Origin of the sequence: Nocardia rhizosphaerihabitans (genome assembly GCF_014646295.1) — a bacterium.
Lineage (GTDB): Bacteria > Actinomycetota > Actinomycetes > Mycobacteriales > Mycobacteriaceae > Nocardia > Nocardia rhizosphaerihabitans.
In genome coordinates, this window is sequence record NZ_BMNE01000002.1 from 815,637 (window position 1) to 836,807 (window position 21,171).

The following is a 21,171-nucleotide window of genomic DNA, read 5'->3' on the forward strand; positions in this document are numbered from 1 at the left end:
CCGGTCGCCCTGGAAGGCAACCGGCCGTTTCGGCGGTACTGATTACCCGATCACGAGTAGATCTTGTCGACCTCGCCCGCGTACTGCTTCATGACGACGGCGCGCTTGAGCGACATCTTCGGGGTGAGCTCGCCACCCTCCTGGGTCCAGTCGACCGGGAGGATGCGGATCTTCTTGATCGCTTCGGCCTTGGAGACCTTCTTGTTGGTCTCGTCGACCGCGGCCTGCACCTCGGCGACCAGCGCCGGGTTCTCGATCAGGGTCTCGATCGCGGTGTCGGCGGCGACGCCGTTGCGGTCCTTCCAGCCCGGCAGCGCTTCCGGGTCCAGGGTGATCAGCGCGCCGATGAACGGCTGACCGTCACCGACGACCATGACCTGGCTGATCAGCGGGTGCGCGCGCAGGGAGTCCTCGAGCACGGCGGGGGAGACGTTCTTGCCGCCCGCGGTGACCAGGATTTCCTTCTTGCGGCCGGTGATGGTGACGAAGCCGTCGGCGTCGATGGCGCCGAGGTCGCCGGTCTTGAACCAGCCGTCCTCGAACGCTTCCTCGGTGGCCTCGGCGTTGCCCCAGTAGCCGTTGAACACGACCGAACCCTTGAGCAGCAGCTCGCCGTCCTCGGCGATCTTGGCCGCGTGGCCCTGGATCGGGCGACCGACCGAGCCGACCCGGATGAACTGCGGGGTGTTGACGGTGAACGCGGCGGTGGTCTCGGTCAGGCCGTAGCCCTCGTAGATCGTCACGCCTGCGCCACGGAAGAAGTGGCCGAGGCGCGCGCCCAGCGGGCCGCCACCGGAGACCGCGGCCAGGCACTGCCCGCCGAGGGCCGCGCGCAGCTTGCTGTAGACCAGCTTGTCGAAGACGAAGTGCTTGAGCTTGAGCAGCAGGTCGGGGCCGCCCTTGGTCTCGAGCGCGGTGCTGTAGGCGATGGCGGTCTCGGCCGCGGCGTCGAAGATCTTGCCCTTGCCGCCGTCGTGCGCCTTCTGCTTGGCGGAGTTGAACACCTTCTCGAACACACGCGGCACCGAGAGGATGAAGTCCGGCTTGAACTCACCGAACTGCTCGACCAGCGTGGTCCAGTCCGAGCTGTGCCGGATGGTCACCTTGGAATCGAAGGCGATCAGCGCGACCGCGCGGGCGAACACGTGCGCCAGCGGCAGGAACAGCAGGGTCTTCTGGCCCTCGGAGACGAAGGCGGACAGCTCGATGCCGCCCGAACGCGACTCCGCCCACAGGTTCGCGTGGGTCAGCTGCACGCCCTTGGGGCGGCCGGTGGTGCCCGAGGTGTAGATCAGGGTGGCCGGGGAGGCCGCGCCGACCTGCTTGCGGCGGGTGTGCACGACCTCGTCGTCGAGATCGGCGCCGCGCTTGGTCAGCTCGTCGACCGCGCCCTTGTCGATCTGCAGGGTCTCGGCCAGCGCGGGCAGCGAACCGGCTTCGATCTCGTCGATCGTGGCGCGGTGCTTGTCGTTCTCGACGACCAGCAGCTTGGTCTCGGAGTCCTGCAGAATCCACTTGGCCTGCTCGGCGGCCGAGCTGTCGTAGATCGCGACGGTCACGCCACCGGCGGCCCAGATCGCGAAGTCCAGCAGCGTCCACTCGTAGCGGGTGGCCGCCATGATGGCGACGCGGTCGCCCAGCTCGATGCCCGAGGCGATCAGGCCCTTGGCGACGCCGGTGACGGCCTTCTCGAACTGCGCCGCCGTCACGTCGTTCCAGCCGCCGCTGCCGTTCGGGACGTTGAACAACACCGTGTTCGGCGTCTCCTTGCCGAAGCGGAAGACGTTGTCGGAATTGTTCGCATCGTCCGGGATGGTGTAGGAAGCCGGAACTTCGAACTCTCGCATCTGTGCCCTTCCAGTGGGTTCTACTCGCCAGTAATCTACGACACGTTCGCGCGGGTCGCGATATCGCCGCCCGAATTGCCCGTCACCAGGCCTTATCGTAAATCGTCGATCGATACCGGCTGAATTGCTTCTCGCAGGAATTCCGCGAGTTCGCTGAGTGCCAGCGCTGCCTCGGTGACCAGCGCGGCCTGCAGTTGCGCGACGTGCCAGAGGCCGCGGGTTTCGGTGAAGCGGACGTGCACACCCGCCCCACGCAGGGCTGAAACGAGCTGGCAGCACTGATCGTGCAACAGTTCGCTCACATCGGCCTGCACGTAGGTGGGAGGCAGGCCGAGCAGGTTTCCGGTGAGCGGGGCGTAACCCGCATCGGTTGCGGCGCCGTCGCCGAGGTAGTAGGCGGCGCAGGCTTGCGACCACGCCCGGTTGATCACCAGGTCGCGGGCTTTGGCAGGCACCTGGGTCGGGTCGACCCAGGGTGCGATGAGGCCGAGGGCGGCGGGCGTCATCTCGTGCCGTTCGATCAGCCGCTGGGCCAGTGCCAGCGCCAGGCCGCCGCCCGCCGAGTCACCGGCCAGACAGATCTGGTCGGGCCGGTAGCCGACGTTGTGCACCAGGTCCAGGAACGCGGCCTCGGCGTCGTCGAGGCCGGCCGGGAGCGGATGTTCGGGCGCGAGCCGGTAGTCCAGCGCGTAGACCGCGCACGAGGTCTCCTGCGCCAGGTGCGCCACCAGCGAGCGGTGCGTGGTCAGCGAGCCGACCACATAACCGCCGCCGTGCAGGTACAGGATCGCGCCCGCGGCACGCTCCGGCGGGACCGCCCGGGTACGCGAACCCGGGATCGCGGTCTCCGCGATGACCCGCTCGGCCGGGCGGCCCCCCAGCTGCAGGTGCTGCACGACGGAACCGTCGGGCACCAGCTGTATCAGGGAGACCGCGTCGAGCAGAGCGCGCTGCACCGCCACCGGCAGCCGGGTGTTGAGCGTGACCCGGAAGACCGGGTCGAGCAGCACGCGGGCGATCGGCAGCGGAATCTTGAACTCGCGCATGGGGTTACCTGAATTCCGCTCGGGTCAGTGCGGCATGAAGCGGCCGTTGACCACGGCCGAGATCCGGTTGTAGCCCGAGGCGAGGAAGCGCACGCTCACGTCGAGCATCTTGGCCTCCCAGCCGATCAGCACGCGGGCGTGACCCTTGCGCACACCCTCGGTGATGGTCTGCGCGGCCATCTCCGGCGTGTGGATCGCCAGGTACTTGTCGAACAGCGAGGCGGCCTCGGCGCCATCCATGCCTTCGGCATAGGTGGCGTTGCGCGCGACGGCGGTCTTGATGCCGCCGGGATGCACACAGGTGACCTTGACCGGCGCCTTGGAGATCCGCATCTCCTGGTAGAGCGCCTCGGTGAAGCCGCGGACCGCGAACTTGGCCGAGTTGTAGGCCGCCTGGCCGGGCACGGTGACCAGGCCGAACAGCGAGGACACGTTGATCACGTGGCCGTCGCCGGACTCGATCAGCATCGGCAGGAACGCCTTGGTGCCGTTGACGACGCCCCAGAAGTCGACATCCATGATGCGTTCGATGTCTTTGAACTCGGTCTTGATGACATCACCGTGGTAGGCGATACCGGCGTTGTTGTAGATCTGGTGCACGACGCCGAAGTGCGCCTTCACCGAGTCGGCGTAGACGAGGAAGGACTCGCGCTCGGCGACGTTGAGCCGGTCGGACTTGACCTGCGCGCCCAGTCCCTCGACGATGCGCACGGTCTCGGCAAGGCCCTCGGCGTCGATGTCGGACAGCGCCAGCTTGGCGCCACGACGGGCCAGGTTCTCGGCCAGCGCGCGGCCGATGCCGGACCCGGCGCCCGTGATCACACAGACTTTGTTCGTGAAGTAAGCATCATTGCTCACTGTGCTGCCACCACTTTCAGTTCGGTGTCGGTGTCGGTCGAAGTAGTCGTGTCGTAGGCCGCGACGTCGAAATTCTTGGTCAGCCTACGGAACTGGAAGGTGAAATCGGGCCACAGTGTGGTGTTGTTGCCGTGCTTGTCCAGGTACCAGCTGGCGCAGCCGCCGTTCATCCAGACGCTGTCGGCCATCTTCGCCTGCAGTTCGGTGTTGTACGCGCGCACGGCCTCGGGACGGACCTCGACGGTGCGCAGGTTCTGCCTATCGATGGTAGCCAGCGCATCGGCGACGTAGTTGATCTGCGATTCGATCATGTACACCATCGAGGTGTGGCCGAGGCCGACGTTGGGGCCGAGCAGGAAGAACATGTTCGGGAAGTTCTCGATGGCCGCGCCCTTGTAGCCGCGCTGGCCGACCTCGTCGAACTGCTCGGACAGGGTCTGCCCGGCGCGGCCGGTGATGGTCTCGAACGCGGGGGAGTCGGTGACGTGGAAGCCGGTGGCCACGATCAGCGCGTCGATCTCGCGCTCGGTGCCGTCCTTGGTGACGATCGAGCCCGCCTTGACCTCGGCGATGCCGTCGGTGACCACCTCGACATTGTCGCGGTCGATCGCCGGGTAGTAATCGTTGGAGATCAGCATGCGCTTGCACCCGATGCGGTAGTTCGGGGTGACCTTGGCGCGCTTGACCGGGTCGCGGACCTCGGCCAGCAGCTTGCCGCGGGAGATGGTCTCGAAGATCTTCATCAGCGCGGGGTACTTGGCCAGGCCGACGACCTGGGTCTCGCGGGCCGCGTAGATGGCCGCGCGGGACAGTCGCTGCACGCCCGGAATGTACTTGAACGCCAGGCGTTCCGGCAGGAAGTACGGGCGGTCCATGCGCGGCAGCAGCCACGGCGCGGTGCGCTGGTACAGGTCGAGGTGGGCGACCTTGCTCGCGATGGCGGGCACGATCTGGATGGCCGAGGCGCCGGTGCCGATCACGGCGACCCGCTTGCCTGCGAGCTCGACGTCGTGGTCCCAGCGGGCCGAGTGGAAGATCTCGCCTTCGAACTCGTTGATGCCCTTGATGTCGGGCAGCGACGGCTCGCACAGGGCGCCGACCGCGGAGACCACGGTCTCGGCGGTGAAGTCGCCCTTGCTGGTGGTGATGTCCCAGCGGGCGGTCTCGGCGTTCCAGCGCATACCGAGCACGTCGCAGTCGAACAGGTGCTTGTCGAGGACGTCGTTCTGCTCGGCGACCTTGCGGATGTAAGCCTGGATCTCGCCCTGCTTGGAGAACGAGCGCGACCAATCCGGGTTCAGCGCGAACGAGTACGAGTACAGGTGCGAGGGCACGTCGCAGGCGGCACCGGGGTAGGTGTTGTCCCGCCAGGTGCCGCCGACATCGCTGCCGCGCTCGAGAACGAGGAAGTCATCGCGACCCTGCTGATGCAGCCGGATGGCCATACCGAGGCCCGCGAACCCGCTGCCGACGATGATCGTCTTGACATGGCGGGCGGCGCGGTTGCCGACGACTTTGTCTGTAACCTTGCGACTCATGTAAGGCAGCTTACGTTCCTATTGAGCCGGAGTCAACAGCTATTGAGCAGAGTTCAGTAGTGGCTAGGATGGTCGATGTGAGTATCAGGAGTACGGGAGAGACCAAGCGCGTCCGGCTCAGCCCAGAGGAGCGCCGGTTGCAGCTGATCACCCTCGGCGCCGAGATGCTGGCCGAGCGCCCGCTGGAGGACATCTCGGTCGACGACATCGCCAAACAGGCGGGCATCTCGCGTGGGTTGCTGTTCCACTACTTCGCCTCCAAGCAGGAGTTCCACGAGGCGATCGCCCGGCACGTGAGCGCCGAGTTCTACACGGCTGTCATGCCCAACCGTGACCTGTCGTTGTTCGACATGCTGCGCGACTCGATCGAGCGTTTCGTCGACTACGCGACCGAGCACTCGGCGTCCTATCGCTCCGTGCTGCGCGGCCCCGCCAGTGTCACCCCCGACATGGTCAGCTACGTCAACGAAACCCGCGCCGCCATCGCCGATCTCATCGTCTCCGAACTCCCCTTGCCTCCCGACGACCCCGACCTGGCCCGCCTGACCCTGGCCATCCGCGGCTGGATCGCCTTCGTCGAGGAAACGATTATCACCTGGATGGCCGAAAAGCCCATCACCCGTGAGCAATTGGTCGACCTGCTGGTCGAATCGCTTCCCGCACTGGCTCTCAGCCCCGCGCTGATCGCCGCGTTGCAGAGCTGAGCCGCCGCTGTTCGGTTCTGTCGACCGCGATCAGTCGGAGTTCTTGGGGCGGGCTCGGAAGTGGGCTCGTTCGCCCTGTTTGCCGAAGAGGCTGAGGAATTCGACGGGGTGGTCGTCGGCGGCACCGAACCAGTGGGGGATGTGGGTGTCGAATTCGGCGGCTTCGCCGGGGGTGAGGACGATGTCGTTGTCGCCGAGGATCAGGCGCAGGCGGCCGTTGAGGACGTAGAGCCATTCGTAGCCCTCGTGGACCTGGGGTTCGTCGGGGCGGTTGCGGGCGTTGGGGGCGATGATCATCTTGAAGGCTTGGATGCCGCCCGCGCGTTTGGTCAGCGGTAGCATCGTCATGCCGTGGCGGGTGATCGGGCGCATGTGGATGCGTGGGTCGCCGGTGGGTGGGGCGTCGACGAGTTCGTCGAGGGTCACGCCGTGTGCCTTGGCCAAGGGGAGCAGTAGTTCGAGGGTGGGTTTGCGGTCGCCGGATTCCAGGCGCGACAGGGTGCTGACCGAGATGCCGGTCTCGGCCGACAGATCGGCCAGGGTGGTCCGGCGCTGTTTGCGCAGGGAGCGGAGCCGGGGGCCGACCGATCCCAGGGTCTCTTCGAGGTCGTCCATGGTTACCAGTTTGCCATGTCAGCAAGAAATATTGCCACGTGTGCGGGTGTAGATGCACGGTGGTCGCCGAAGGAGGCTTCAGATGACAGAGTTGAACGACACCTACGACGTGGTGGTCCTCGGCGGCGGTGCGGCCGGGCTGAACGGGGCGCTCATGCTGGCCCGCTCGCGGCGCTCGGTCGCCGTGATCGACGGCGGGTCGCCGCGCAACGCACCGGCCGACGGTGTGCACGGTTTGCTGGCGCGGGAAGGGATGCCGCCGCTGGAACTGCTCGAGCGGGGTCGCGCCGAGGTGCGCGGTTACGGCGGGCATGTGGTGTCCGGTCAGGTGGTCGCGGTCGAGCGCAGATCGGGTGTGGAATCGCCAGCGAGCGTGGATGATTCGGCGACAGTCACCGAAACCGAGACGTCGTCGGCGGTAGGGATCCCCGGCGGCGCAGGTCCCGAATTCCTGGTGACACTGGCCGACGGACGCGCGGTGGCGGCGCGCCGGATTCTCGTCGCGACCGGCCTCGCCGACGAACTGCCCGAGGTCGCCGGCCTGCGCGAACGCTGGGGCAACGAGGTCCTGCACTGCCCCTACTGCCACGGCTGGGAGGTGCGCGACCAGCGCATCGGGATCCTGGCGACCGGCCCGATGTCGGTGCACCAGGCCCTGCTGTTCGGTCAGCTGAGCGACGACATCGTGTTCCTGACCCACACGTCCGCCCCGCTGAGCACCGAGGACGCGGAAAAGCTTGCCGCCCGGGGCATTCGGATCGTCGACGGCGAGGTTGTCGAAGTATTGGCGACCGACAAGCTCACCGGCGTCCGCCTGGCCGACGGCACGGTCGTCGACCGCGACGCCCTCGTCGTTGCCCCGCGCATGAACACCCGCGCCACCTTCCTCACCGACCTCGGCCTGACCCCGGAACCGCACCCGTCCGGCATGGGCGACCACATCCCCGCCGACCCGGTCGGCCGCACCGCGGTCCCCGGCGTCTGGATCGCCGGCAATGCCACCGACCCGTCGGCCCAGGTCGGCGCGGCCGCGGCGGCGGGAGCGATGGCCGGTGCGCAGCTCAACGCGGAACTCGTCATGGCTGATACCGGGCGCGCGGTCGCCGCACTCCGGACCGCCCAGGGCGCCGGCGTCTCCGCCTGACCATGTCCTCGGCGCCCGTTCGCCGGGCGCCGAGGACGCCCGGCATGCGAGGCTGAACATAGGTGCGTAAGGGGCGAACTGGCTGAGGAGGGCGCTCGTGAAGGATGGACGACCGTTTCGAGAGCTCGCTGTCGTCACCATGCACCTGAACGGTGGATTCACCAAAGTTGTTCTCGGGCAGGCACACGGCGAGTTCGGTACTGCTTGGGACATCCCCACCGAAACCATTCCCGTTCACCTTCGAGCCATCGGAAGCCGGATGCTCCTCGTCGGTCGATTCCAAGTTCCCGAGGCCGGCGATTCCGGCGAAGACATCAGGCGAGCCCTGCGGCATCCAGAAGTCCTGGAGGTCGACGATCCGACCTGGGCGGGGGATCTGAAGGGTTCGGCGTAGGTCGGTCCGCGCCGGTGAATCCTGTTCCTGCTCAGCGTGTTCGGGCCAGGGCTTCGTCGATCGCGGTGGTCAGCAGAGTGTGGGCGGCTTCGGCGGGGAGTTGGCCGAGAGCGACGTGCAGGGCCAGCCCGTCGAGGAGGGCCAGCAGAGTGTCGGCCGCGGTCACCGGGTCGGGGTGGTCGGGGAGCATGCCCGCGATGTGGTCGCGGAAGGCGCGGCCGTTGGTAGCCAGGGTTTCGGCGACCTGGGGGCGGACCGTGGCGAAGGCGAGGTAGCCGATCAGCGTGCGGGTGTCGGAGGCCGAGTCGGGGTCGGTGGGGAGTAACGCGGTCAGGATGTGGTGCAGGTCGGGGTCGGGGCCCGCGGCGGAGATGCGGGCTGCGATCCGGTCGGCGATGGCGCTCGCCGCGAACTCCATCATCGCGTCCTTGCTGGGGAAATAGTGCTGCACCTGGCCGGGGGAGACGCCTGCCTCGGCGGCGACATGGCGCAGGCTGATCGCCTCGAGGCCGTCGCGCGCGAGCAATCGCAGCACCGCCTCGCTGATCGTCGCCCGGCGTGAGTCGTGGTCCACCCGTTTCGGCATCCGCCCATCTTTTCATGATGCAGTTGTATTGCCATACCGGCCTCGCGCTCTTTACAATGCAGTTGTATTGCGAAGGAGGGCATCATGCGCCCGATCATGCAGCTCGGACGCCGTTTCGTCCGGCTGGAAATCGACATCTGGGTGAGCCTGGCGCGGGCCGTCACCCGCAGGCCCGATACCGCCGACGGCACACTGATTCGCTACGCGGGCGCGGAATCGGCCGTCATCTGGGCATTCATCGTGGTGAGCGTGGTGGAGATCCCCGCGGTGCACCTGCTCATCCCGTGGCCGTCGGTGCGGTTCGCCGCTCTGGCACTAGGCATCTGGGGATTGTTCTGGATGTTCGGCATGCTCGCCGCACACCACATGTACCCGCACGTCCTCGCCCCGGACCGCCTCCGGATCCGCTACCTGCGCCGCACCGAACTCGGTATCCCGCTCGACACCGTCCGCGCTGTGCGCAACGATCTGCGCGCCTACGACGGCTCGAAGTCGTTGCAGCTCACCGGCAACGACACTCTTGCCGTCCAGGTCGGCAGCTCCACGAATGTCCGGGTGGACCTGACCGCGCCGCGGACCTTCACCACCCCGCAGGGTGAGTACACGGTCCGCACCGTCGCCTTCTGGGCCGATGATCCGCGCGCGGCGGTCGCGGCGATCAGGGCGGCGGCGCCGAGTGAACGCTCCGGCGCAGCCTGACCCCGTCAGGTGCCGGGAACCGGTGCGTCCATTCAGCTGGGTGTGATGCGCTGCTGGCGGAATTCGGGGAGCGCGCGAGCGATGGTGAGGAAGTCGGTGTCGTTGTGGACGACGGTGGCGTCATGGCGCAACGCGACCGCGGCGATCTGGACATCGGTGGTCTGTGCGCCGCGGCCTGCTCCGATCTTCCACAGGGCGGTGCGGATGCGGCGGACGTTGTCCTCGACCGTGTCGTCGGCGGGTAGCCAATGGAAGACCGAACCGTAGAGCTCGGTGAGATAGCCGAGGTCGGTGGCGTTGCGTGCGCTGAATCGCGCCTTGTCCATCGTGACCGTCGACGAGCACAACGCTCCGGTGATGGCGAGCTCGTCGATGGCGCGTTCGACCGCGGTGTTTGTCCGATAGTGCGACATGACCGAGTGGTCGAGGAGGTACCTCGGACGGACGGTTGCCGCGCTCACCGGGCCTCGGCGTGATCGGAGGCGAGTTCATCGCCGGTCAGGAACGGGTTGTGATCCATCCGCTTGAGTCGCGCCAGGGCTTCACGCTGGCGATAGCCCTGGACGAGTTCGGACATGGCGAGATTGATGACCGCCTTCTTGGTCGGCAGGCCGGTCAGCCGCAGGGCCTCGGCGAGTAGCTCGTCCGGGATCTCCACCGTCGTCGCCATGATGCCTCCATATTTCGAATCCCCGATATTCATAATATCAAGGATTCGTAATATGGCGGCGGCTGGATCGGCTACTGCGGGCCGAAGGATTCGAGGCCGGTGACGCGGAGGAGGTCGAGGGCGGTCGCGGTGGGGGTGTTCGGGGGCGCGGAGTAGATGATGATGGTCTGGTCGGTGTCGGGGACGTGCATGGCGTCGCAGTCGAGGGTGAGGGTGCCCAGGTGCGGGTGGGCGATGGTCTTGGTGAGGCTGTGCATGACGCTGGAGCGGCCAGCCTGCCAGTGCTGTTCGAATTCGGCGCTGCCGGTGCGTAGTTCGGTGAGCAGCCGGGTGAGGTCGGGGTCGTCGGGGTAGGTGGCCTTGACCGCGCGCAGGCAGCCGACGCAGGCGGCGGCGTTGCTGTCGGCCTCCTCGGGTGTCATCACCACGCGACCCATGCCGGTGCCGAGGAATCGCTGCCACATGATGTTGCGTTGTGCGGGCGGGATCGCGGAGAAATCACCGAGCAGCGCCGCCGACAACGGATTCCAGGCGAGGATGTCGGATTTCGCCGACAGGACCAGCACCGGCAGATCGGCCAGCCGGTCCAGCAGCCGCTGCACGCTCGGCCGGATGACCAGCGGAATGCGCCCGGCCTGCGGCGGTTCGGACCCGGCCAGCCGATAGACCAGATCGCGATCGACATCGGTGAGCCGCAGCGCCCTGGTCAGCGCGCCGAGTACCTGATCGGACGGCTTCGGCCCGCGTCCCTGCTCCAGGCGCACGATGTAGTCGACACTCACCCCGGCCAGGCTCGCCACCTCCTCGCGCCGCAAACCGGGCACCTGCCTGCGCGATCCGGCGGGCAGGCCCGCGTCGGCGGGGGTGAGCCGGGACCGCGCGCCGCGCAGGACCGTCGCCAATTCCGCTCTGTCCACGTTGTCCATGGTGCCGCAGGTCCTCAGGTGCGGGGTGGTACCGCGGATCCCACCCGGACCGCCTGTGGCGCAGACCATGCCGCTGGAATTATACGGGTCCGTATAGATGGCCGGTATGCTGCGTCTTATACGCTTCCGTATAGATGTGAGGGGTTCGTGATGGAGCGACAGAGCGTGAATCGGATGATCAAGTGGGCTGGGGTGGTGCTCGCGATCATCGGCGGCGGACACCTCACCATCGGACTGCTGCTCAGCGCGTCCTCCTTCGACGAATGGCTGTCCTTCGAGCTGTGGGGCCACTGGTGGGAGGACACCCCGGCGGCCAACAGCTTCTGGGCCAACCCCGCCGGTTTCGGCTGGCCGCTGCTGCTCGTCGGCTCGCTCATCGTGTGGATGGACCGGCGCGGCATTGTTCCGCCCGAATTCCTCGGGTGGGCGGTGCTCGGCTGGGGTGTGGTGTGTGCCGTCATCGTCGAACCGACGCCGGGGCCGGTGGTGGTGATCGCCGCGATCGTGCTGCTGCGCGGCATCCGCGTCGCCGGCGCACAGGAAGGGACGCCGGTTCTGGCGTCGTAGGCCCTGGTATCGCCCGTCCTATGCCTCGTCGGCACTGGAGCGCGGCCCGTCGGGGCGCGAATCTGAGTGCATGACAAAGACGATCGCCCTGGTCACCGGGGCCAACAAGGGACTGGGCCGGGAAACGGTCCGCAGGCTGGCCGGGTCCGGCTGGCGGGTGTATCTGGCCGCGCGCGACACCGCCCGAGGCGAAGCGGCGGCGGCCGAATTCACCGCGGCCGGGCTCGATGTCCGGTTCGTCGCGCTGGACGTGACCTCCGACGACTCGGTCGCCGCCGCCGCGGACACGGTGAAAGCCGAGGCGGGCCGCCTCGACGTACTGATCAACAATGCGGCCATCGGCGGCCCGCGCACCGCACCGGGCGACACCAGGCCCGACGACCTGCGCGAGGTGTTCGAGACCAATGTCTTCGGCCCGATCCGGGTGACCGGCGCCTTCCTGCCGCTGCTTCGCCTGTCGCAGCATCCGCGGATCGTGATGGTCTCCAGCGGCATCGGCTCGATCGCCACCATCACCGATCCGAAATGGGCGGGCCTGCTGCCACCGGCTCTCGGCTATCCGAGCACCAAGGCGGCGCTGAACATGCTCACCGTCATGTACGCGAGTGAACTCGACGGTATGAAGGTCAATGCGGTCGATCCCGGCTACACCGCCACGGACCTCAACGGGCACAGTGGGTTCCAGACCGTCACCGAGGGCACCGATGCCATCGTGGCCATGGCGACGGTCGACCGGGACGGGCCCAGTGGCGGCTTCTTCGACCGCGCGGGTGCCACATCGTGGTGAGAGCAGGCGTCCTGTTCGCGACAGTGCTCGCGGGAGTGGGCGTCATCGTGTATCTGATGAGAACGGAGGACGCAGTGGCACAACAGAATCCGCAGACGGTGCTGTCGATCGGCCTGCACCCCAGCGCCGTCGACTATTCGCGCTACCCGCAGCTCGACGAGGCGACCCTGACGGCCCGCATCGCCGCGGGCGAAACCGCGTTGCGCGAAGCGGGTTTCGACCTCGTCAGCTGTCAGCTACCCGCCGACCCCGACGCGGCGGAGGCGAAGCTGCGCGAGTGCGTGGCGGGCGGAGAGTTCCGGGTCGCGATGATCGGCGCGGGCGTTCGGATGGCACCGGAACACACCCTGCTGTTCGAGCGCCTGATCAATGTCACCTCGGAGCTCGTTCCGGGAATCCGGTTCTGCTTCAACACCTCTCCGGAAACGACGATCGACGCGTTGCGTCGCTGGGTGCAGCCGAGCTGAGTGCGGCGACCCGGCCCGCGCCTACTTGTGGCCGCCTCCGTGGTCGTGACCGCCGCAGGTATCGGTGCGCCGACCGTCCGTGGCGCTCGCCTGCCCCGCGCCATGGCCTTCGAGCGCGGCGAACGGTCCGCACTGGTGCGGGGCGATCCAGACGTGCACCATCGGATTGCCCGATCCGGGATTGATCGAGTTGGGCGGGCAATTGCCTGCCGCATCGGTGACGCCCGCGACCTGGGGGCCGTTGTCGCCCGCCTTCCAGCACAGGTTGTCGTGGACATGCCACTGCATCAGCGAACCGGCGTATTCGGTGAGAGCGGGGTCGTCGATCTTCTTGCCCTTGGCGATGTACATGGCCGAGACCAGGGTGCGGTTCTGCCCGTCCACCCGATAGACCAGCGACTCGGGGCGGTTCGCGTCGAGGAAGCTGTCGTCGCGGATGTAGCCGGTGTTGATGTAGTGCTCGTAGCCGGTGGCGGAGTCCCCGATCGAACGGAAGCCGAGCGCGCCGACGGTCGTGACATCGGCGAAGGCGGGCAGCCCGGCCATGGTGCTGCGGATCAGGTCGGCCGCGCGCTGTTCCTGCTCGGCGGTCACGCCGGGCACGCCGGAGACGTCGATCGGCTGGGCCGGGTCGAACGGGCGCGGCCACGCGTCGCCGGTGTCACCGTGCTCGTCGCCCGCCGCGTGCGAATGTCCGTCGCCGCCTTCACCGTGACTGTGCACGTGCCCGACACCGTTGAGCATCGCCGCCACCGCGAGCACACCCACCGCGGCGGCCGCGATCCCGGACCGCATCGGCGGCAGCGTCGCGGCGGGCCGGACCAGCGCGATGGCCGCACCGATTACGGCGAGCGCGGCCAGCGCGGCGCACGCGGTATCGGCGACACCCGGTGACTCCGCGGTCAATCCGGTGACCCACGGGATATCGGCGAAACGGGTGAATCCCCACACCGCCACCGCGAACGCGTTCACCGCGACCAGCGACGTCACCACGAGCTTGCGCTCGCTCAGCAGTACCGCCAATCCGGTGGCGCACTGGATCGCGGCGAGCACGACCATCAGCCGCGCCAGCGTGGCGTGCTCGGTGTGCATTCCGGCCGCCAGGAAATGCACCGCGCCCGCCCCGACCGACGAGATCCCGCCTAGTAGCAGGAATCCGTTTCGTCCGCTCACCTGTGCCACCTCTCCCACTCGATAGTCCGCGGACATTACCGGGCAACAGTGAGGGCCGTGTGCCAGGCGATTAAGAGGACTCTGTGACCCACGTCTCTCCGGCTGTTGCCGCATTGAGACCATTATCGTGGTTAACGATCTCCGGGCGAGTGGCGAATTCCAGAACATGAGTCTGAAAAGCACACAACGTCAACGGGTTTCGGTTCAGGTCGGGGTGGCCGCCGCAGCGGCCGTTGCCGCGCTCGTCGGGTTCAGCGGTCCCGCGACGGCCTTGCCGTCCGATCAAGTCGTCCAGTTCAACCCGACCCTCGCCCGGGTGCCGGGGAACGGCTGCGCGGCCATCATCAACGCCGAAACGGTGCCACAACCACAGGCCGGACAGCTAGGAGTCCGGGTGAAAATCGTCCAGACCGGGGAGAACTGTGAGGGCTACCGAGTCTCGGTGCGGTGGAAGAACCTCGACACCGGCGTCGCGAACGGCCAGTCCCACAAGGTCGACAGCAACGGCGTCATCGAACATGCCCCCGACGGCGTGATCACCGGCATGGGCATGGCGCCCGGCCCCGGCCGCGTCGAGGCGACCATCGTCGCCACCACTGACAGCTACCCGAACCACTGGGACCTGGAACAACTCTCGGGCATGGCCTGGATCACCCTGAACAAGTAGGAAGTAGACGATGGGGGCGGATCCTGAACGGACCCGCCCCCCATCCGGCCGTATAGCGGTGATTACGTACTCGGCCATGTCATCGAGTGACCATCAGAGCGACGGATGACGTCCAGCGGTGCTCGGCAGGCGTCCGTGGATGTGGTCGCCGGGGCGACCAGGAGCGGCCGCCCGCCAGTGAGGGTGGGGCGGCCGCCTGCCGACGGTGGTGAATCGTGCGGGCAAGCCTTCGCGTCGGTCTCCGTGCTCACCCCTGCGCGACGGCACGCGCCTGTCGATCCGCGAGCGCCGTGGTGCGGATGTTTTTGACGATCGCGACGATTCGATCTACATCTTCCTCGGAGAAGATGTCTTCTGGACCACTCGGTGCCACCGACTTGAACGGCGGCTCATACAGCGCGCCCACGTCGATCACGCCATTCTTGGTGAGGAAGTCGACCAGCAGCTTCAGGTAGTGGAGCTGGTTCGCGGTGAGGTTGCGGCCGGTGTGGAATTCGTCGAACTCGGCGGCTGCCGCGGTCGCATCGAGGCCGACGAGGGATCGCAGAAACAGCCCGAGGCCGCCATGAGTGCTGGCGGCGTGTTCGATGTCTTCGGCGGTGCCGAAGCTGTTGTCGAGGAAGATCTGTTCGAGTTCGGCGAGGTCGTCGGAGGTGATCTGCTTGTTGCGCAACAGTTTCTGCACGGCGAGCTTGTCCTCATGGCTGCGCATGTAGGTGCGGACCTTGGACTCGAAGCGTGCCAAGCCCTTGCCGCCGCCGGGCAGTACCGTCATCTCGACATCGGCGACTTCGCCGAGCTCGTCCTGGAAATCGGTGTAGAGCGGATTCTGTGCGCCCTTGGGCGGAATCGCCTTGACCAGACCGCGCAGTCGTCGCCGGAGTGTTTCCAGCATGGCGACGGTGACATCCTCCCACCACGCGTCACCGGCAACATCTTCGAGGAAGTCGTGCCGCTGACGAATGGCGGTGATGGTGTTGAGGCCAGGGTCCAGTAGTGCGCTCGCGATCTCCTGGACCTTCTCGCGCAGCGCGTCGTATCCGGTGTCGCCGGTGAGCCGCGCCAACTGCAAGCGATACGCCAGCAGATCGAACCGTTTGGCCGCGGGGCTCGGATCGTCGTCTCTGAACTGGGTGGGCAATCCGGCCAGTGCGCCGACCTCGACCCGGATCTCCGGAGTGACGATGTCCCAGCTACCCAGTTCGGCGTACTTCTCGACGTGCTGCAGTTGTTTGCGCACCTCCACATTCCGGGTATCCATGCCCGCAACCTCCACCCGGAGATGTTCGGCGAGCTGCCACCGCACGTCCGGCAGGTCCATGGGTTCACGGTCCGGGATCTCGGCGGGCCTACCACCCGGGGGTTGGAGCTGGTCGATGTCGCGCAGGAGGTCGGCGCGGGCGGCGAACACCTTCTCACTCATCGAGGCATGAGTGCGGCCTTCGGCGGTGGGCAGGTCTTGATTGAAGTACTCGACGTTCTGGCACAGGTCGAACACAAGGAACCGTTCCTTGTCCTTGTTCGGTGCGTACAGGTCCGGGCACAGCCGGGTGCCGCGACCGATCATCTGCCAGTACTTGGTGCTGGTGCGTACAGCCTTGGCGAACACCAGGTTCGCGACGGCGGGCACGTCGAGGCCTGTGTCGAGCATGTCGACCGAGACAGCGATGTGGGGTGCCTTGCCCGGGTTCTCGAACTTGTCGATGAGGCTCTGGGCATGGCTCACACTGTGGGTGATCATCTCGATGAAATCGCCCGGCAGGTCGGGATAGAGCACCCGGAATCGTTGCACGATCAGTTCGGCGTGGCGATTGTTGCGGGCGAAGATGATGGTCTTGCCGATGCGTTCCCCGTCGGCGACGCGGTCGCCCTGTTCCATGAGGACGAGCAACATCTGGTCGATGGTGTCGTGGTTGAACAGGAAGCTGTTGAGCGCGTGCGCGTCGACGGAATCGGGGATGTCCTCGTCGTCGCGCCACTCGAGGTCTTCCCAGTATTCTTTCTCGTCCTCGGAGAGTTCGTTGTAGCGGATGCCGGTGCGCAGGAACTTCAACGGCACCGATTTCGCTTCCGGTGCAACGAGATAGCCCTCTTCTACGGCTTGCTTCAGATCGTAGGCGTCGGTCGGCACGCCTTCCTCGAGATGGAACAGCCGGTAGGTATTGCGGTCGATCTCGTCCTTCGGGGTGGCGGTCAAACCCACCAGCAGCGAGTCGAAGTGCTCGAAGATCACGCCGTACTTCTGATACACCGACCGGTGCGCCTCATCGATGACGACGAGGTCGAAGTAGCCAGGCCCGAACCGTCGCTGCTCGGTGTCATCGATCTCGTTGATGAGGTTCAGCATCGTCGGATACGTGGACACGTAGACGCGGGCGTTGTTGTCCTTCTCGGTGAGCAGGTTCACGGTCGGCACGCTCGGCAGATGGGTCTTGAACGCGTTCGTCGCCTGTGACACCAGTACCTGCCGGTCGGCGAGGAACAGCACCCGCTTCACCCAGCCGGCCCGGATCAGCTGATCGACGAGAGCGATCACGGTGCGGGTCTTGCCCGTACCGGTCGCCATCACCAGCAGCGCTTGGCGCTGTTTGTCCTTCTCGAACGCATCGCCGATGCGCCCGATCGCTCGCTTCTGATAATGCCTGCCGGCGATGATCTCGTTGACGGGTTCGGTGGCCAGCGTCTTGCGTCGGGCCCGTCGCTGAATCAGAAGCCGCAGTTGGTCTTTGGTGAAGAAGCCCTGGACCGGGCGGGGCGGGTAGAAGGCATCGTCCCAGATCTGGGTTTCGTAACCGTTGGTGTAGAAGATGATCGGGCGCTGCCCGTGCTGCTGTTCGAGAGCATCGGCGTACAGCGACGCCTGATACTTGCCCGACTCCACGCTTTTGGATGTGCGTTTCGCTTCGACGACGGCGAGCGGCTTGCCGTTGTCGTCCCACAGCACGTAATCGACCTTGCCCTTGCCGCTGTCGGTCGGCATCCCCGTCACCGGGTATTCGCGGTCGTCGGGGCCGTTCAGCGCCCAGCCCGCCTCCATGAGCAGCAGGTCGATCAGCTGAGTGCGGGTCTGCGCCTCGGAGTAGTCGTGGTGATCCGGCACCGTGGCATTGGCGACCTTCGCCGCCTTCACCTCGGCCCGCAGCCGCTTGACCTCGTCGTCGAGTTCCTTGCGCTGCTTCCGCTCTGTTGCCAGCTCTGCCTGCTGCGCCGCGAAATCCGCGGCCATCTGCTGAACCTCGGCGTACTTCTTGCGTTGTACCTCGGCCGGGACCGGGCGCGGGATCAGCGAGGTGTCGAACCGCTGCCCGTCGAACGGCTTGCCTTCCTCGGTGCGCGCGTAGGTGCGGCCCAGCCAATACAGCACATGGAACAGCTCGCCGACCGCGTTCACTGCATCCTGCGCAGGCACCTCACCCGAGCGATGCACCGCGACATTCCCGCGCCGCCGCACCACATCCATCTTCGTGACGATCACCGACCCTGCCACCTGCACCAGGGTCGGTTCCTTGAGCTTGGCGTTCAAATCATCGCGATACGGCATCCGCAACGTGTCATCGGCCTTGAACACCCAGTTGACCGCCAACTCCAACGCCCGCCGCGCGAAGAAGCACGCCACCCGCGGATCACCCACCGCGCTCCGCTCCGCACGCGCAGCCTCGGTGAACAGGTCCGGCCACTCGGCTTGCAGGAAGTCGAAGTTGCTCTTGGCCACGAAAGGTCCTCCCCTTAAAGATCTTTCAGGTCATCTTGCCAGAGTTCCCCGCGGAAGGCGCGGAACTGGATGGAGGCGAAGAGGGTGTCTAGTCGGCGGAGATGTCGTTCCGCAGTGGATCGCGCTTCTCGGATTTGCCGGATGCGCTGCGCGTAGCTTTCTTGCAATCGCAGAGGTGGGAGGGCGACAGGAAGAGACTTGATAATGCCCATGTTCAGTCCGGACATGATCGCCCCCTTTGCGGTCTGTCGAAGGTACTGTTGCGCGATCGGGTGCTGAAGAAAGTAGCTGTGAAGGTATTCGGGTAGACACGCGCGCTGATCTAGCGTAATGCAGCAAAGGTGCTTGGTGTTGATGGCAGTAGGAATATCGTCTGGTACAACCGCGCAACGCCCGCAGGTTCCCATGATTGTGATCAGCACGTCGCCGGGGAATACGGTGTAGCGCTGGAGCTGTCGGTACTTCGTATCTGTAATGTACCGTGACTTGCCCCATTTGAATTCGTTATCGACAGCGTTATCAATGCCGAGAACTGGTACTCCTTCATCTACGAATTCCTCGTGTAGAAGCTGGCTTCCGAAAGGCCCGGTGCGGATGGAGTTCTTGGTTTTTGCAGCGAGTTCCTCGACAGTGGTCGATTGGAGCTCTGAACTTGCGCTGCTAAACATGTCGAGGAAGATCGATTGAGTGAGGTCGTCGAGGAGGGAGATGGACTTCCGTCGCTTCCCCCGCAGCGCATCCACCTGATCCAGCACCTCCGCAATTCGCCGCTGCTCATGCATTGCGGGCAGTGGCACTGCGATTCGAGCCACGAATGCGGGTCGGGCTCGGAGCAGTGAGCCGCCGACGCCAGCCACGGTGTTCATGAACTGTCGATGGAATGCGTCGCTCATGAGGAGATGGCGCAAGTAGTTCGGATCGAAGGTGTTTGATCGGAAGATAATCCACTCGCCCGAGGCGATCAGCCGGGAACCGGTGTGAGGGCTGACTATCCAAGCCCGGCGGATATGAGGAACGATCTTCGAAAGGAGAACGTCGCCGCCTTGGACTATCTGCTTGGTTGATCCGATTTGTGCTCCGGCCGTAATATCTGGTTGTCCCGCGTCGTATGCCGGGATGCTGTACAGCTCAAATATCTCATCGGGATGCTTTGCTGGGTCGACGCTACCGGCGCGGCTGACCATAATTTCCGATAGCTCGACGGATGTGGCAGATGTTGTCATGCCAGCAGGCCCTTCAGGTCGGAAAGGCCTTGCTGAATCTCCGACTCGATCAACTCCAACTCTTCGATGATCTCCAGCGGCGGCCGGTGCTCCGCTTCCTCGTGGACGATCTCCTTGTACCGGTTGAGGCTGAGGTCATAGTCCTGGGCGGCGACGTCGGCCTTCGGCACGCAGAAGCTCTGTTCGGTGCGGGCGCGCTCGCGTTCGGTCGTGGTTCGCTGGGACCAGCGGGCGAGAACATCGGGGAGGTTGTTCTTGGTGTGCTCATTCGCAGTGAGAGTGGCACCCACGCCGAGCTTTTCGTCGGCGAGCAGAGGGTTGCGTTTGTCGTCGAGGCTGAATCCGTCGGCGGCGACGTCGTAGAACCACACCTGGTCGGTCTCGTCATCCTTGGTGAAGAACAGGACTGCCGTCGAGACACCGGCGTAGGGCTTGAATACGCCCGAGGGCAGTTTGACCACGGCGTCGAGGCCGTGCTCTTCAACGAGAAGCTTGCGCAAATCCTTGTGCGCCTTGGTCGAACCGAACAGCACGCCGTCGGGAACGATCACCGCCGCCCGCCCACCGGTCTTGAGTAGGCGCAAGAACAGTGCGAGGAAGAGCAGCTCCGTCTTCTTCGTCTTCACTACCTGGAGCAGATCCTTGGCGGTGGTTTCGAAGTCGAGGCTGCCTGCGAACGGTGGGTTGGCGAGGATCATCGAGTAGCGACCGGCTTCGCTGGCAACGGACTCGGCGAGGGAGTCGCGGTAGCGGATGTCGGGGTGCTCGATCTGGTGCATGAGCATGTTCATGCTGGCGATGCGCAGCATGGTGGAGTCGAAGTCGAAACCGTGGAACATGCTGCGGTGGAAGTGATCCTGCTGTGCGGAGTCGAGCAGGGCGTCGCGGTGGGTGTGCTGGATGTACTCGGCGGCGCCGACGAGGAAGCCTGCGCTGCCGCACGCCGGATCGCAGATCTCGTCGTTGGGGCCGGGCGCCATCATCGCGACCATGAGGTCGATGATGTGGCGTGGGGTGCGGAACTGACCGTTCTGGCCCGCGGTGGCGATCTTGGACAGCATGTACTCGTACAGGTCGCCCTTGACGTCGCCGTCGCCGAGCGGCAGTTCGTCGAGCATGTCGACGGCCTTGGTGAGCAGGCTCGCCGTCGGGATCGTGAACCGGGCGTCCTTCATGTGCTCGCCGTAGGTGGACTCTTCGCCACCGAGCAGCCGCAACCAGGGGAACACGTCGTCGCGGACGGTCCGCAGCAGCTGATCCGGCCCCAGTTCCCGGAACTTCGACCAGCGCAGCGAGTCGGTATCGGCGTCGTAGATCGGGTTCTCGATCGGCCGCCCGCTGCGGTTGGCCTTGCGCTCCTTGCCGGTCTGTAGCTCGTCCAGGCGCTTGAGGAACATCAGGTAGGTGATCTGCTCGATCACCTCCAGCGGATTCGAGATACCGCCCGACCAGAACGCGTCCCACAGCCGGTCGATCTTGCTCCGCACGTCCCCTGTAATCATGCCGATGAGGTTATAGGAGGGCGGTGACTCGACTCTGCAGAGTGGA

At 65.9% G+C, this 21,171-nt stretch carries 21 protein-coding genes; 8 read left to right on the top strand and 13 right to left on the bottom strand.

All coding sequences use genetic code 11. From position 1 onward, the window contains the following. Positions 1 to 50: 50 nt before the first annotated feature. From IEY60_RS10250 to IEY60_RS10265, 4 genes are all read right to left on the bottom strand, one after another. Positions 51 to 1,847 (bottom strand): AMP-dependent synthetase/ligase, encoded by a 1,797-nt coding sequence (locus IEY60_RS10250; protein WP_189026436.1) that lies wholly within the window; start codon positions 1,845 to 1,847, stop codon positions 51 to 53. Positions 1,848 to 1,939: 92 nt separating this feature from the next. Next, positions 1,940 to 2,893, bottom strand: coding sequence for an alpha/beta hydrolase (locus IEY60_RS10255; protein ID WP_189026439.1), 954 nt, complete (start codon positions 2,891 to 2,893; stop codon positions 1,940 to 1,942). Between the two features lie 24 nt (positions 2,894 to 2,917). Continuing rightward, positions 2,918 to 3,751: an SDR family NAD(P)-dependent oxidoreductase gene (locus IEY60_RS10260; RefSeq protein WP_189026441.1), complete on the bottom strand. Its 834-nt coding sequence runs from the start codon at positions 3,749 to 3,751 to the stop codon at positions 2,918 to 2,920. Then, positions 3,748 to 5,289: a flavin-containing monooxygenase gene (locus tag IEY60_RS10265; protein ID WP_189026443.1), complete on the bottom strand. Its 1,542-nt coding sequence runs from the start codon at positions 5,287 to 5,289 to the stop codon at positions 3,748 to 3,750. Before IEY60_RS10265 ends, IEY60_RS10260 begins: the two co-directional genes overlap by 4 nt. 68 nt (positions 5,290 to 5,357) lie before the next feature. Between IEY60_RS10265 and IEY60_RS10270 the strand changes: the two genes are divergently transcribed. Continuing rightward, a complete protein-coding gene (locus IEY60_RS10270) occupies positions 5,358 to 5,993 on the top strand; it encodes a TetR/AcrR family transcriptional regulator (protein WP_189027477.1) in 636 nt (211 codons plus the stop codon). A 30-nt stretch (positions 5,994 to 6,023) separates the two neighbouring features. Here IEY60_RS10270 and IEY60_RS10275 read toward each other — a convergent pair whose 3' ends face one another. Then, positions 6,024 to 6,608 carry a helix-turn-helix domain-containing protein gene (locus IEY60_RS10275; RefSeq protein WP_189026445.1) on the bottom strand — a complete coding sequence of 195 codons (585 nt, stop codon included), beginning with the start codon at positions 6,606 to 6,608 and terminating at the stop codon, positions 6,024 to 6,026. An 82-nt stretch (positions 6,609 to 6,690) separates the two neighbouring features. On the opposite strand from IEY60_RS10275, the gene IEY60_RS10280 reads away from it, so the two are divergent. Together IEY60_RS10280 and IEY60_RS10285 are read left to right on the top strand one after the other, a co-directional pair. Further along, positions 6,691 to 7,752: an NAD(P)/FAD-dependent oxidoreductase gene (locus IEY60_RS10280; protein ID WP_189026447.1), complete on the top strand. Its 1,062-nt coding sequence runs from the start codon at positions 6,691 to 6,693 to the stop codon at positions 7,750 to 7,752. A 97-nt stretch (positions 7,753 to 7,849) separates the two neighbouring features. Beyond that, positions 7,850 to 8,146: a hypothetical protein gene (locus IEY60_RS10285; RefSeq protein WP_189026449.1), complete on the top strand. Its 297-nt coding sequence runs from the start codon at positions 7,850 to 7,852 to the stop codon at positions 8,144 to 8,146. Between the two features lie 31 nt (positions 8,147 to 8,177). On the opposite strand, the gene IEY60_RS10290 is transcribed toward IEY60_RS10285, so the two are convergent. Continuing rightward, positions 8,178 to 8,732 carry a TetR/AcrR family transcriptional regulator gene (locus tag IEY60_RS10290; RefSeq protein ID WP_189026451.1) on the bottom strand — a complete coding sequence of 185 codons (555 nt, stop codon included), beginning with the start codon at positions 8,730 to 8,732 and terminating at the stop codon, positions 8,178 to 8,180. 84 nt (positions 8,733 to 8,816) lie between these two features. Between IEY60_RS10290 and IEY60_RS10295 the strand changes: the two genes are divergently transcribed. After that, positions 8,817 to 9,431 (top strand): hypothetical protein, encoded by a 615-nt coding sequence (locus IEY60_RS10295; protein WP_189026453.1) that lies wholly within the window; start codon positions 8,817 to 8,819, stop codon positions 9,429 to 9,431. Between the two features lie 32 nt (positions 9,432 to 9,463). Here the strand turns inward: IEY60_RS10295 and IEY60_RS10300 are convergent, their stop codons facing one another. The 3 genes from IEY60_RS10300 to IEY60_RS10310 all read right to left on the bottom strand — a co-directional run bounded on the left by IEY60_RS10300 (position 9,464) and on the right by IEY60_RS10310 (position 11,027). Next, positions 9,464 to 9,892, bottom strand: coding sequence for a PIN domain-containing protein (locus IEY60_RS10300; RefSeq protein WP_268241465.1), 429 nt, complete (start codon positions 9,890 to 9,892; stop codon positions 9,464 to 9,466). Further along, positions 9,889 to 10,101 (bottom strand): type II toxin-antitoxin system VapB family antitoxin, encoded by a 213-nt coding sequence (locus IEY60_RS10305; protein ID WP_189026457.1) that lies wholly within the window; start codon positions 10,099 to 10,101, stop codon positions 9,889 to 9,891. The genes IEY60_RS10300 and IEY60_RS10305 overlap by 4 nt, the downstream gene beginning before the upstream one ends. Positions 10,102 to 10,172: 71 nt before the next feature. Then, complete coding sequence (locus tag IEY60_RS10310) at positions 10,173 to 11,027, bottom strand: helix-turn-helix transcriptional regulator (protein WP_189026459.1); 855 nt, start codon at positions 11,025 to 11,027, stop codon at positions 10,173 to 10,175. A 174-nt stretch (positions 11,028 to 11,201) separates the two neighbouring features. On the opposite strand from IEY60_RS10310, the gene IEY60_RS10315 reads away from it, so the two are divergent. From IEY60_RS10315 to IEY60_RS10325, 3 genes are all read left to right on the top strand, one after another. After that, a complete protein-coding gene (locus IEY60_RS10315; protein ID WP_189026461.1) occupies positions 11,202 to 11,594 on the top strand; it encodes a DUF6463 family protein in 393 nt (130 codons plus the stop codon). Positions 11,595 to 11,664: 70 nt separating this feature from the next. Beyond that, complete coding sequence (locus IEY60_RS10320; protein ID WP_189026463.1) at positions 11,665 to 12,381, top strand: SDR family oxidoreductase; 717 nt, start codon at positions 11,665 to 11,667, stop codon at positions 12,379 to 12,381. Between the two features lie 74 nt (positions 12,382 to 12,455). Beyond that, complete coding sequence (locus tag IEY60_RS10325; RefSeq protein ID WP_229739686.1) at positions 12,456 to 12,848, top strand: hypothetical protein; 393 nt, start codon at positions 12,456 to 12,458, stop codon at positions 12,846 to 12,848. Positions 12,849 to 12,869: 21 nt separating this feature from the next. Here the strand turns inward: IEY60_RS10325 and IEY60_RS10330 are convergent, their stop codons facing one another. Then, positions 12,870 to 14,021, bottom strand: coding sequence for a hypothetical protein (locus IEY60_RS10330; RefSeq protein WP_189026467.1), 1,152 nt, complete (start codon positions 14,019 to 14,021; stop codon positions 12,870 to 12,872). A 166-nt stretch (positions 14,022 to 14,187) separates the two neighbouring features. On the opposite strand from IEY60_RS10330, the gene IEY60_RS10335 reads away from it, so the two are divergent. Next, positions 14,188 to 14,688: a hypothetical protein gene (locus tag IEY60_RS10335; protein ID WP_229739687.1), complete on the top strand. Its 501-nt coding sequence runs from the start codon at positions 14,188 to 14,190 to the stop codon at positions 14,686 to 14,688. 247 nt (positions 14,689 to 14,935) lie between these two features. Here the strand turns inward: IEY60_RS10335 and IEY60_RS10340 are convergent, their stop codons facing one another. The 3 genes from IEY60_RS10340 to IEY60_RS10350 are packed head-to-tail and all read right to left on the bottom strand — an operon-like array spanning position 14,936 to position 21,125. Next, entirely contained in the window at positions 14,936 to 18,400 is a 3,465-nt protein-coding gene (locus IEY60_RS10340; RefSeq protein WP_189026469.1) for a DEAD/DEAH box helicase family protein, read from the bottom strand. A gap of 14 nt (positions 18,401 to 18,414) precedes the next feature. Then, positions 18,415 to 19,623 carry a restriction endonuclease subunit S gene (locus IEY60_RS35625; RefSeq protein WP_229739688.1) on the bottom strand — a complete coding sequence of 403 codons (1,209 nt, stop codon included), beginning with the start codon at positions 19,621 to 19,623 and terminating at the stop codon, positions 18,415 to 18,417. Then, entirely contained in the window at positions 19,620 to 21,125 is a 1,506-nt protein-coding gene (locus IEY60_RS10350) for a type I restriction-modification system subunit M (protein ID WP_189026471.1), read from the bottom strand. Before IEY60_RS10350 ends, IEY60_RS35625 begins: the two co-directional genes overlap by 4 nt. Positions 21,126 to 21,171 lie beyond the last annotated feature (46 nt).

What these genes read in the sequence shown, in the direction of transcription:
- IEY60_RS10250 (WP_189026436.1), bottom strand. Translation starts at nt 1,847, where the DNA reads ATGCGAGAGTTCGAAGTTCCGGCTTCCTACACCATCCCGGACGATGCG.
- IEY60_RS10255 (WP_189026439.1), bottom strand. Translation starts at nt 2,893, where the DNA reads ATGCGCGAGTTCAAGATTCCGCTGCCGATCGCCCGCGTGCTGCTCGAC.
- IEY60_RS10265 (WP_189026443.1), bottom strand. Translation starts at nt 5,289, where the DNA reads ATGAGTCGCAAGGTTACAGACAAAGTCGTCGGCAACCGCGCCGCCCGC.
- IEY60_RS10270 (WP_189027477.1), top strand. Translation starts at nt 5,358, where the DNA reads ATGGTCGATGTGAGTATCAGGAGTACGGGAGAGACCAAGCGCGTCCGG.
- IEY60_RS10275 (WP_189026445.1), bottom strand. Translation starts at nt 6,608, where the DNA reads ATGGACGACCTCGAAGAGACCCTGGGATCGGTCGGCCCCCGGCTCCGC.
- IEY60_RS10280 (WP_189026447.1), top strand. Translation starts at nt 6,691, where the DNA reads ATGACAGAGTTGAACGACACCTACGACGTGGTGGTCCTCGGCGGCGGT.
- IEY60_RS10290 (WP_189026451.1), bottom strand. Translation starts at nt 8,732, where the DNA reads ATGCCGAAACGGGTGGACCACGACTCACGCCGGGCGACGATCAGCGAG.
- IEY60_RS10295 (WP_189026453.1), top strand. Translation starts at nt 8,817, where the DNA reads ATGCGCCCGATCATGCAGCTCGGACGCCGTTTCGTCCGGCTGGAAATC.
- IEY60_RS10305 (WP_189026457.1), bottom strand. Translation starts at nt 10,101, where the DNA reads ATGGCGACGACGGTGGAGATCCCGGACGAGCTACTCGCCGAGGCCCTG.
- IEY60_RS10310 (WP_189026459.1), bottom strand. Translation starts at nt 11,027, where the DNA reads ATGGACAACGTGGACAGAGCGGAATTGGCGACGGTCCTGCGCGGCGCG.
- IEY60_RS10315 (WP_189026461.1), top strand. Translation starts at nt 11,202, where the DNA reads ATGATCAAGTGGGCTGGGGTGGTGCTCGCGATCATCGGCGGCGGACAC.
- IEY60_RS10320 (WP_189026463.1), top strand. Translation starts at nt 11,665, where the DNA reads ATGACAAAGACGATCGCCCTGGTCACCGGGGCCAACAAGGGACTGGGC.
- IEY60_RS10335 (WP_229739687.1), top strand. Translation starts at nt 14,188, where the DNA reads ATGAGTCTGAAAAGCACACAACGTCAACGGGTTTCGGTTCAGGTCGGG.
- IEY60_RS35625 (WP_229739688.1), bottom strand. Translation starts at nt 19,623, where the DNA reads ATGACAACATCTGCCACATCCGTCGAGCTATCGGAAATTATGGTCAGC.
- IEY60_RS10350 (WP_189026471.1), bottom strand. Translation starts at nt 21,125, where the DNA reads ATGATTACAGGGGACGTGCGGAGCAAGATCGACCGGCTGTGGGACGCG.